Consider the following 12022-nt stretch of genomic DNA (forward strand, 5'->3'; position numbering starts at 1 on the left):
ATGCTCTTCAACGAATTGATGGCTATCATTTCCGGTCACCCGATCCGACTCCAGCACGAGGAAGGTGACCTTGTCATTCTGGGCGATGACGAGGGATTCGATGATGCGCTGATAGACAGCATGCGACTGCACAAGCATGCGCTGATCGATCTGGTGAAGAGAAACGGCGGTGACTGGCTGAGCCCGGCCTTCCGCATCACACCCGACATGCTGCCTCTGGCCGGACTGAGCCAGGACGCAATTGACCGGATCGTCGAAACCGTGCCGGGCGGTGCCGCAAACGTGCAGGATATCTATCCGCTGGCGCCGTTGCAGGAAGGTATTCTCTACCATCATATTTCCGCCACCCAGGGCGATCCGTATGTCCTGCACACTGTTTTCAGTGCAGAGAGTCCACAGAAGCTGGAAGGTTTTGCCCAGGCGCTGCAAGGCGTCATCAATCGTCACGATATCCTGCGTACTGCCATCGTCTGGGAAGGGCTCGACGAGCCCATGCAGGTGGTCTGGCAAGAAGCCCGGCTGGGGTTTGATGAAGTCGTTCTGAACCCGGCCGACGGGGACATAGTCCGGCAATTGCAGGAGCACTTCGATCCGCGCCATTACCGCATGGATGTGCGTCAGGCACCGCTGATGCGTTTTGTCTGGGCAGCGGACCCGATCAACTCTCGCTGGGTGGCCATGCTGCTGTTTCATCACACGGCTCTGGACCACGCTGCACTGGAGCTTGTGCAGCATGAAACCCAGGCATTCCTGCTGGGGACCGAAGACACGCTGCCTGAGGCGGTTCCCTATCGCAACTATGTGGCCCAGGCGCGCATGGGAAGCGGGCGTGAGGAGCATGAAGCGTTCTTTCGCGACATGTTGTCGGACGTGGAAGAACCGTCCCTGCCATTCGGTTTCACCGATGCGCTGAATCCCGACGCGATCGTCGAAGAAGTCCACTTGTCCATTGATGAGGCTCTGGGTGCGAGTCTGCGTAGCCATGCCCGTCGTCTGGGCGTAAGTGCTGCAAGCCTGGTGCATCTGGCCTGGGCGCAAGTGCTGGGCCGTATATCCGGCCGTGAAGACGTGGTGTTCGGCACCGTACTGATGGGGCGTATGCAAGGCGGCGAGGGCGCAGACCGTGCCCTTGGCCTGTTTATCAATACCTTGCCGTTACGGGTCGAACTGGGCTCCCAGAGCGTGGACGCGAGTGTCAAGTCCACTCACCAGCGTCTGACCGGTCTTCTGGGCCATGAGCATGCATCGCTGGCTCTGGCCCAGCGTTGCAGTGGTGTGGCCGCTCCGACGCCGCTGTTCGGTTCGTTGCTCAACTATCGCCACGGCAGCGCGGCGCAGGCAGTGACCACTCAGGCGCGTGAAGCCTGGCATGGTCTGCAGGTATTGGGCGGGGAAGAGCGCAGTAACTACCCGATCACGGTATCGGTGGATGATCTGGGCGATCGCTTCTCGATTAGCGTTCTGGCGCTGGCACAGATCGGCGCCCAACGCATGGGTGATTATCTGCTGAGCGCTTTCGAGCAACTGGCCGAGGCCCTGGAGCATGATCCGCGTCAGGCCTTGAGTTCGCTGGACTTGCTGCCACCCACCGAGCGCAATCAGTTGCTGGTTGCATTCAACGACACGACGCGGTCCTATCCACGAGACAGCAGCATAACGGCACTTTTTGAAGCTCATGCTGAACGCCATCCCGACGCGACGGCGGCCGTACATGGCGAGCAGCAGTTCGGTTACGGCCAGTTGAATGCCCGTGCCAACGCAGTGGCCGGACATTTGCGTGCTGCAGGCGTCCAGCCCGGTGATCGAGTCGCTATCGAGCTTGAACGTTCGTTCGAGTTGCTGATCAGCCAGTTGGCGATTCTCAAGTGCGGCGCCGTCTACGTGCCTCTGGACGTCAATGCACCTGCCGAACGCCTGCAATTCATCCTCGAGGACAGCCAGGCCCGTGTATTGCTGAGTGTCAGCAGCCGTACGCCACTGGCAGATATTCCGCGCCTGGATCTCGACAGCCTGGATCTGGATGCAGAGGTTGAACCCGCACCGCAACAGGCACTGCGCGGCGGCGCGCCGGCTTACGTCATGTACACCTCCGGCTCCACGGGAACACCCAAAGGCGTGCTGGTGACGCATCGGGCAATCAGCCGTCTGGTCCTCGATAACGGTTACGCCGATTTCAATGCTGAAGACCGGGTGGCGTTTGCCTCCAACCCGGCGTTCGATGCCAGTACGCTGGAAGTCTGGGCTGCGCTGCTTAATGGTGGTTGCGTGGTGCTGGTGGATCAGGATGTGTTGTTGTCCAGAGAACATTTCGCCGGGCTGCTGCTGGAGCAGTCGGTGAGTGTGCTGTGGATGACCGCTGGCCTGTTTCACCAATACGCAGCGGGCCTGAGCGATGCATTTGCCCGGTTGCGCTACCTGATCGTCGGCGGTGATGTGCTGGACCCAGCCGTGATTGCACGGGTTCTGGCAAATGGCGCGCCTCGTCATTTGCTCAATGGTTACGGTCCCACCGAAGCGACCACATTCTCGACCACCTGGGAGATCGAGCGGGTCGACGGGCCGAGCATTCCCATTGGCCGGCCGATAGGCAATAGCCGCGTCTATATCCTGGATGAGTACCTGCGGCCTGCGCCGCTGGGTGTGACAGGAGAGTTGTATATCGGCGGTGATGGCGTCGCCCGGGGCTACCTGAATCGTCCTGATCTGACCCTTGAGAAATTCATTCCCGACCCTTTTGCCTGCGACACCGACGCCACGCTTTACCGTACTGGCGATCTGGGTTGCTGGCGAGCTGACGGCAGCATCGAGTATCGCGGACGTAACGACGATCAGGTGAAAATCCGCGGTTTCCGGATCGAGCTGGGAGAAATCTCTGCCCGCCTGAGCACCTGCGCTGGCGTTGCTGACGCCACGGTGCTGGTTCGTGCGGATCAGGAAACCTCCGGCCAGAAACGTCTGGTCGCGTATGTGATTGCCCAGGCGGGCGTTGAACTCAATGCTCAGGCCTTGCGCGAGGAACTGCTTGGCTCGCTGGCCGAGTACATGGTGCCTGCGGCCTTTGTCATACTGGAAAGCTTCCCGCTGACCGCCAACGGCAAGCTGGACCGTCGTGCCTTGCCTGAACCGGGTGCCGAAGCTTTCGCCAGTCGAGAATATGAAGCCCCTCAAGGCCCGGTCGAAGAAACCCTGGCTGCGCTCTGGGCACAGTTGCTCAAGGTCGAGCGAGTGGGGCGTTTCGATCACTTTTTCGAGCTGGGCGGCCATTCGCTGCTCGCCGTCAGCCTGATCGAGCGCATGCGTCAGGTGGGGCTGAGCGCGGATGTGCGAGTACTGTTCAGCCAGCCGACCCTGGCAGCTCTGGCTGCCGCGGTTGGCAATAATCACGAGATCAGTGTCCCGGCCAATGCCATAACCGCCGATTGTCAGCGCATCACGCCCGCTATGTTGCCACTGGCGGATCTGGACCAGGCCTCCATCGATCACCTCGTGGCCACTGTGCCGGGAGGTATTGCCAATATTCAGGACATCTATGCGCTGGCGCCGTTGCAGGAGGGGATTCTCTATCACCACCTGGCTGCCGAGCAGGGTGATCCGTATGTGCTGCAGACATTGTTCGGCCTTGCGGACCGTGGGCGCCTGAATGACTTCGTCCAGGCATTGCAGGCTGTTGTCGATCGCCATGACATCATGCGCACAGCGGTTTTCTGGGAAGGTCTCGACAGTCCGGTCCAGGTGGTCTGCCGTCAGGCACGTCTGAGCGTCGAAGAGGTCAGCCTTGACCCGGCTGAGGGCGACATTGCCGAACAATTGCAGGCGCGCTTCGATCCACGGCATTTCCGACTCGATCTGACGCAGCCGCCTTTGCTGCGTATCCAGTTTGCTGAGGATGTCGTCAACCAGCGTTGTGTCGCCTTGCTGTTGTTCCATCACCTGGCGCTGGACCATACCGCCCTGGAAGTGGTTCAGCATGAAATGCAGGCCTGGCTGTTGGGTCGCCAGCAGGAACTGGGCGAGGCCATCGCTTACCGCAACTATGTGGCCCAGGCTCGTCTGGGCGTCAGTCGTGAAGCTCATGAGTCATTCTTTCGCGGCATGCTGGGCGATGTAGAAGAGCCCACGCTGCCTTTCGGCCTGCAGAATGTGCAGGGCGACGGTGAGGGTATCGAGGAAGCGACCCAACTGCTGGTCGCCGGTCTGGATCAACGCCTGCGTAATCAGGCACGGCATCTGGGTGTGAGCCTTGCCAGCCTGGTTCACCTGGCATGGGGTGTGGTGCTGGGTGCCATTGCGGGCAAGCAGGACGTGGTGTTCGGTACCGTATTGATGGGCCGCATGCAAGGCGGCGAAGGCTCTGACCGTGCCATTGGTCTGTTCATCAATACCTTGCCGTTGCGTCTTGCCGTCGCAGAGCAGGGGGGCCGTGCCGGAGTCCGGGCTGCTCATGGGCGGCTGACCGAATTGCTGGGCCATGAACATGCTTCGTTGGCACTGGCCCAGCGCTGCAGCGGCGTGCCCGTATCCATGCCATTGTTCAGCGCGCTGCTCAACTATCGGCATAGCGCTGCCGGGGAGATCACGCCAGAGGCCCGCGAGGCCTGGAAGGGCATCGAGGGTCTGTCTGGTGAGGAGCGCACCAACTATCCGCTGACCCTGAACGTCGACGATCTGGGAGATAACCTGCTGCTGACTACGCTGGCACAGAAGGGTGTCGATGCCCGGCGTGTCTGCGGCTATATGCAAGCGGCGTTGCAGCAACTGGTCGAAGCGCTGGAGCTGACGCCTCAGGCGCCGTTGCGCAGCCTGTCGGTATTGCCCGAGGCTGAGCGTGAACAAGTGCTGCGCGGCTTCAACGCGACCGATGCCGAGTATCCGCTCGATCAGACCGTTCATGGTTTGTTTGAGGCTCAGGTCAAGCGCACGCCTGATGCGATTGCGCTGGTATTTGGCGATGAACATCTGAGCTATGGCGAGCTGAATCAGCGGGCTAACCGTCTGGCGCATCATCTGCGCGGTCAGGGTGTGGTGCCGGATGCTCGTGTTGCGATCTGTGTCGAGCGTGGGATCGATATGGTGGTTGGCTTGCTGGCCATTCTGAAGGCGGGTGGTGGTTATGTGCCGCTGGATCCGGCGTATCCGCTGGAACGTATTGCCTACATGCTGGAGGACAGTGCGCCTGCTGCCGTGTTGGCACAGACTGCGACGCTGGAGTTGGTATCGGCGGCCGGTGTATCTGTTATCAATCTCGATCAGCCCGACTGGCAGGACGAATCCGTCTCCAATCCGGTGATCGAGGGCCTGACGCCGGCCCATCTGGCTTACGTCATCTACACCTCGGGTTCGACCGGTTTGCCGAAAGGCGTGATGATCGAGCATCGCAACACAGTCAACTTCCTGACCTGGGCGCAGCAGGCCTTTGAACCTGAAGTGCTGGCCAAGACGCTGTTCTCCACCTCGCTGAACTTCGACCTGGCGGTTTACGAGTGTTTTGCGCCGCTGATCTCGGGCGGCAGCATTGAAGTGGTCAAGAACGTGCTGGCTCTGCAAGAAGGTCAGCATGATGTCACGCTGATCAACACCGTGCCTTCAGCCCTGAAAGCGCTGCTGGAATCGGGCGGTCTGGGGCAGGGCGTGCATACCGTCAACGTGGCGGGTGAAGCGCTCAAAGGCTCGCTGGTGGAAAGCCTGTTTGAGCAAACCAGCGTCCAGCGTCTGTGCAACCTGTATGGCCCTTCGGAAACCACCACCTATTCCAGCTGGGTTTCGATGGAGCGTGAAGACGGTTTTGCGCCGCATATCGGTAAACCGGTGGCCAATACCCAGTTCTACCTGCTGGATGAGCATCGTCAGCCTGTACCGTTTGGCGTGCCCGGCGAGATCTATATCGGTGGTGCAGGCGTGGCGCGGGGTTATCTGAATCGTGATGACCTGACCGCCGAACGTTTCCTGGACGACCCATTCAACGCCGGAGCGCGCATGTACCGCACCGGCGACCTGGGTCGCTGGTTGGCGGACGGCAATATTGAATACCTGGGCCGTAACGACGATCAGGTGAAGATTCGCGGCTTCCGCATCGAGCTGGGCGAGATCGAAGCCAAGCTGGCGCGCCATGAAAGCGTAAAAGAAACGGTGGTCATGGCCCGTGAAGACGTGCCGGGCGACAAGCGTCTGGTGGCGTATTTCACCTCAAGCGTTGCCGAAATCAACCTGGAAATTCTGAAAGCGCACCTGCAAGGCCAGTTGCCGGAATACATGGTCCCGGCAGCCTATGTCCATCTTGAAAAGCTGCCACTGACGCCAAACGGCAAGCTGGACCGCAAGGCACTCCCAGCCCCGGACCTGCAATCCCTGATCAGCCGTGGCTACGAAGCGCCACAAGGCAGCGTAGAAACCACCCTGGCGCAGATCTGGGCCGAAGTGCTGCAGGTCGAGCGAGTGGGTCGTCACGATCACTTCTTCGAGCTGGGCGGTCACTCGCTGCTGGCCGTTACTCTGATCGAACGCATGCGCCGCAAGGGATTGTCGGCTGATGTGCGCATTCTGTTCAGTCAACCCTCTATTGCTGCGCTGGCTGCCGCCGTGGGCAATGATCGCGAAGTGGTGGTTCCGGCCAACCTGATTGAAGCGGGCTGTACGCACATCACACCTGAGCTGCTGCCATTGGTCGGCCTCGATCAGGCGGAACTGGACCGCATTGTGGCCAGTGTGCCAGGCGGCTCGGCCAATATTCAGGATATCTACCCGCTGGCACCGTTGCAGTCGGGCATTCTTTACCACCACATATCCGCCATCCAGGGGGATCCTTACGTCCTGCAGGCGACCTTTACCGTCAGGGACCAACAGCGCGTCGAGTCTTTTGCCTCGGCTCTGCAAAAGGTTATCGATCGTCACGACACCTTGCGTACTTCGGTCTTCTGGGAAGGGCTGGAAAGCCCTGTGCAGGTGGTCTGGCGTCAGGCGCAACTGGTGGTGGAAACCCTTGAACTGAATCCTGAAAACGGCGACATCGCCCTGCAGATTCGCGAGCGATTCTCGACGCAACATCACAGCCTCGACCTTGGACAGGCTCCGTTGATGCGTCTGGCCTGCGCCCATGATCAGAGCAACGGGTGCTGGATCATGCTGCTCATGTTCCATCATATGGTGCTCGATCACACGGCGCTTGAAGTGGTACGTCATGAAATGCAGGCCTTCATGGTCGGCGAAGGTGACGCGCTGCCAGCGGCGATGCCTTACCGTAACTACGTGGCTCAGGCTTGCCTGGGGCTGACGGAGCGGGATCACGAAACCTTCTTCCGTAGCCAACTGGCCGATATCGAAGAGTCGACCCTGGCGTATGGCCAGGAAGGTGTGCGAGGCGACGGGACTGGCATAGAAGAGGCCAGCATTACCCTGGATGACGAACTGAGTCGGCGAGTACGCGCCCAGGCCCGCAAGCTGGGCAGCAGTGCGGCCAGCGTCATGCATCTGGCATGGGCATTGGCTGCCCGCGCGGCTTCTGGTCGCGACCAGGTGGTTTTCGGTACGGTACTGATGGGGCGTATGCAGGGTGGTGAAGGCTCCGACCGCGCTCTGGGCATGTTCATCAATACCTTGCCGCTGCGAGTGGATATTGATACTCGCAGCGTGGTCGAGGGCGTGAAGTCCACCCATTCAGGACTGACGGCGCTGCTGGGCCATGAGCATGCCTCACTGGCACTTGCCCAGCGTTGCAGTGGCGTTGCCGCGCCTGCACCGTTGTTCAACACCTTGCTCAACTATCGTCATAGCGCTGTGGACATGACCTCCAGCCAGGCCATTTCGGCCTGGGACGGTATCGAAAGCCTGAGCAACGAAGAACGCACCAACTATCCGCTGACCCTGTCGGTGGATGACCTGGGGACAGGCTTTGCCTTCACCGCCCTCGCGATGGTCGAGATTGGCGCGCAAAGGGTATGCGACACATTGTTGTGCGCCCTGGAAAACCTGATCGATGCACTGGAGAATCGCCCGGATACCGCGCTTCATACTATTGCCGTATTGCCTGAGGCCGAGCGCGAGCAACTGCTGCACGGCTTCAACGACAGCGGCACAGACTATCCGCGGGACAGCTCCGTTCATGCCCTGTTTGAACAACAGGTGGCCGAACGTCCTGAAGCGCTGGCCGCTGTTCATGGCGAGCAGTCGCTGACGTACGCCGAACTCAATAGCCGGGCCAATCGACTGGCTCATCATCTGATCAGCCAGGGTGTGATTGCTGGCGATGCCGTAGCCATTCTGCTGCCACGCTCCCTGGATCTGCTGGTGGCGCAACTGGCGATTAATAAATGTGCCGCCGTTTATGTGCCGCTGGACGTCAATGCACCCCAGGAACGTCAAGCATTCATGGTGCAGGACAGCGGGGCGCGTCAGGTGCTGACCCATGGCGACCTGGATGTGCCTCAAGGCGTTGCGCGAATTGATCTGGACCGCCTCGACCTTTGCCAGCAGCACGGCGACAACCCGGAGTTGACCTGCTCCAGCGAAAGTGCGGCCTACATCATGTACACCTCGGGCTCCACCGGGACGCCCAAAGGCGTGCTGGTACCGCATCGCGCCATTGCCCGCCTGGTGATCAATAACGGCTATGCCGAGTTCAAGGCTTCGGACCGAGTAGCCTTTGCCTCCAACCCGGCCTTCGACGCCAGCACCCTGGATGTCTGGGCTCCGTTGCTCAATGGCGGCTGTGTCGTGGTTGTGGATCAGGACGTGCTGCTGTCGCTGCCGGAGTTCAAGGCCTTGCTGCTGGAGCAGTCAGTCAGCGTGCTGTGGATGACGGCTGGTTTGTTCCATCAATATGCTTCGGGCCTGCACGACGCTTTTGCCCAGTTGCGCTATCTGATTGTCGGCGGCGATGTGCTGGATCCTACGGTCATCGCTCAGGTCCTGAAAAACGGTGCGCCTGGACACCTGTTGAACGGCTATGGCCCGACCGAGGCCACGACGTTCTCGGCGACCCATGAAATCAAGGCTGTAGGCGAGGGCAGCATCCCTATCGGCAAGCCGTTGGCCAATACTCGCTTGTACGTACTCGATGCCCGTCAACAGCCAGTGCCACTGGGCGTAACCGGCGAGCTGTATATCGGTGGCGATGGTGTGGCCCTGGGTTATCTGAACCGTGCCGACCTGACCGAGCAAGTGTTCGTGGCTGATCCGTTCAGCACCGACCCGGCAGCCCGTTTGTACCGTACCGGCGACCTGGCGTGCTGGCTGGCAGATGGCACGGTGGAATACCGTGGCCGTAATGACCAGCAGGTCAAGATTCGCGGCTTCCGGATTGAAATCGGTGAGATCGAAGCACGCCTGGCTCAATGTGCCGGGGTCAAGGAGTCGGTGGTCCTTGCCCGTCAGGATGCGGACGGTGGACCGAAGCAACTGGTGGGTTATGTAACGGCTCTGCCCGGTGCGAGCCTGTCGGTACAGGCATTGCGTCGTGAATTGAGCGCTTCACTGGCCGATTACATGGTGCCAGTGGCCTTTGTGGTACTGGACAGCCTGCCGCTGACCAATAACGGCAAGCTGGACCGTCGTGCACTGCCGGCCCCCAATGCCCAGGCGTATGCCAGCCGTGATTACGAAGCGCCCGTCGGGCCGATCGAGTCGGTGCTGGCGACTCTCTGGGCAGAGGTGCTCAAAGTCGAGCGTGTGGGTCGTCATGACCACTTCTTCGAGCTGGGTGGCCACTCGCTGTTGGCAGTCAAACTGATCGAGAAGATGCGTCAGGGAGGGCTGAGCGCTGATGTTCGTGTGCTGTTCAGCCAGCCGACGCTTGCAGCATTGGCGGCAGCTGTGGGTAACAGCACGGAAATCCGTGTACCGGCCAACCTGATCGAGCCGGGTTGCACGCATATCACCCCCGAGATGCTGCCGCTGCTGGAAATCAGCGAAGCTTCGCTTGAACGTGTTCTGGCAGCGGTCCCGGGCGGAGCGGCCAATGTGCAGGATATCTACCCGCTGGCTCCGCTTCAGGAAGGGATTCTCTATCACCACCTGTCCGCCGAAGCTGGCGACCCGTATGTGCTGCAATCGCAGTACGCCTTCGACAGTCGCGAACGTCTGGAAGACTTTGTCCAGGCCCTGCAATCGGTCATCGAACGTCACGATATCCTGCGTACGGCCGTGCTCTGGACAGGTCTGGATGAGCCGGTGCAGGTGGTGTGCCGAAATGTCACGCTGCAACCGCAATGGGTTGAGCTGGACCCGGCCGACGGGCCTGTTGCTGCACAATTGTCGGAGCGTTTCGATGCCCGTCACTACCGCCTGGACCTGACCCGTGCGCCGCTGCTGCATCTGGCCTGTGCCGAGGACAAGGAGCAAAACCGCTGGGTAGCCACGCTGCTGTTCCATCACCTGGCGCTGGACCATACCGCGCTGGAAGTGATGCAGCTGGAAATGCAGGCCTTCCTGCTGGGCACGGCCAATCAATTAGGTGCGGCGATGCCGTATCGCAACTATGTGGCCCAGGCCCGACTGGGTGTCGAGCCAGCGGCCCATGAAGCGTTCTTCCGCGACATGCTGGGGGATATCGACGAGCCGACCCTGCCGTTTGGTGTACATGATGTGCAAGGCGACGGGCACGGGATCGAAGAGTCGCGAGCGTCTCTGGATGTGCAGATCAGCAGTCGTTTGCGTCAGCAGGCCCGTCAGTTGGGTGTCAGCGCTGCCAGTCTGGTGCATCTGGCCTGGGCGCTGGTGCTGGGTAAGGTGTCGGCCACCGATGATGTGGTGTTCGGCACCGTATTACTGGGGCGTATGCAGGGCGGCGAGGGTGCCGACCGTGCCCTGGGCATGTTCATCAACACCTTGCCATTGCGGGTCAACCTGGACAGCAATACGGTGCGCCAGGCTGTGAGCGAGGCCCACGACCGACTCACCGGTTTGCTGGTACATGAACATGCATCGCTGGCACTGGCTCAGCGTTGCAGTGGCGTGGCCGCGACCACTCCGTTGTTCAGTGCCTTGCTCAACTATCGTCACAGCAATACTGAGGCTTCGCAGGAAAGCCTGAGTGCATGGGAAGGCATACAGAGCCTGGGCGGCGACGAGCGCACCAACTATCCGCTGACCCTGAACGTCGATGACCTGGGTGAAGGCTTCCATTTTACCGTTCTGGCACTGGAAACAATGGGCGCCCAGCGCGTCTGTGGCTATATGCAGGTTGCTCTGGAGCAGTTGACCGAAGCACTGGAGCAGGCCCCGCAAACGCCGCTGCACAGTCTGTCGATTCTTCCGGTTGGCGAGCGTGAGCAATTGCTTCACGAGTGGAATATCAGTGACACGTCCTTTGCCGATGATCTACTGATACACCGCGCCGTTGAAAGCTGGGCTGCAAAACAGCCTTCCGCCACGGCAATTCGCTTTGAAGGCCACCTGTTGAGCTATGGCGAACTCAACGCCCGCGCCAATCAGGTGGCTCATCGCCTGATCGACCAGGGCATTGGTCCGGACGATCGTGTGGCGATCTGCGTCGAACGTGGTCCTGAAATGATCATCGGCCTGCTGGGCATCCTCAAGTCTGGTGCGGGTTACGTGCCGATGGACCCGGCGTATCCGGCTGAGCGTCTGGCGTACCTGCTTCAGGACAGCGCGCCGTTGGCAGTGCTGGTTCAGCAGGCCACAGCAGAAGTGCTGGCGGATGTATCGGTGCCGGTCATCAATCTGGATGATCCACGGTTGCAGGAGCAATCCGTCTCCAATCCGCAGGTGGATTCGGCCTCGTCAAACCTGGCTTATGTGATCTACACCTCGGGCTCTACCGGTCTGCCGAAGGGCGTACAGGTCGAGCATCGCAACGTGGCACGGCTGTTCTCGGCGACCCAGTCGTGGTTTGAGTTCGACCCGACCGATACCTGGGCGCTGTTCCATTCGTTTGCCTTCGACTTCTCGGTCTGGGAAATCTGGGGCGCGCTGGTACACGGTGGCGAATTGCTGATCGTGCCGCAACTGGTCAGCCGCTCGCCTCAGGAATGCTATGCCTTGATTTGCGAGGCTGGCGTGACGGTGTTGA

1 protein-coding gene (only partly in view) is annotated in these 12022 nt (G+C 60.4%); it reads left to right on the plus strand.

Annotation, left to right across the window (positions count from 1 at the left end):
* Positions 1–12022, plus strand: the 5' portion of a protein-coding gene (locus tag KGD89_RS12630) for a non-ribosomal peptide synthase/polyketide synthase (protein ID WP_213149634.1). Its footprint extends 18830 nt past the window's final position; only the first 12022 of its 30852 coding nucleotides appear in the window; it begins with the start codon at positions 1–3; its stop codon lies off the right edge, out of view.

This window comes from Pseudomonas cichorii, assembly GCF_018343775.1.
Lineage (GTDB): Bacteria > Pseudomonadota > Gammaproteobacteria > Pseudomonadales > Pseudomonadaceae > Aquipseudomonas > Aquipseudomonas cichorii.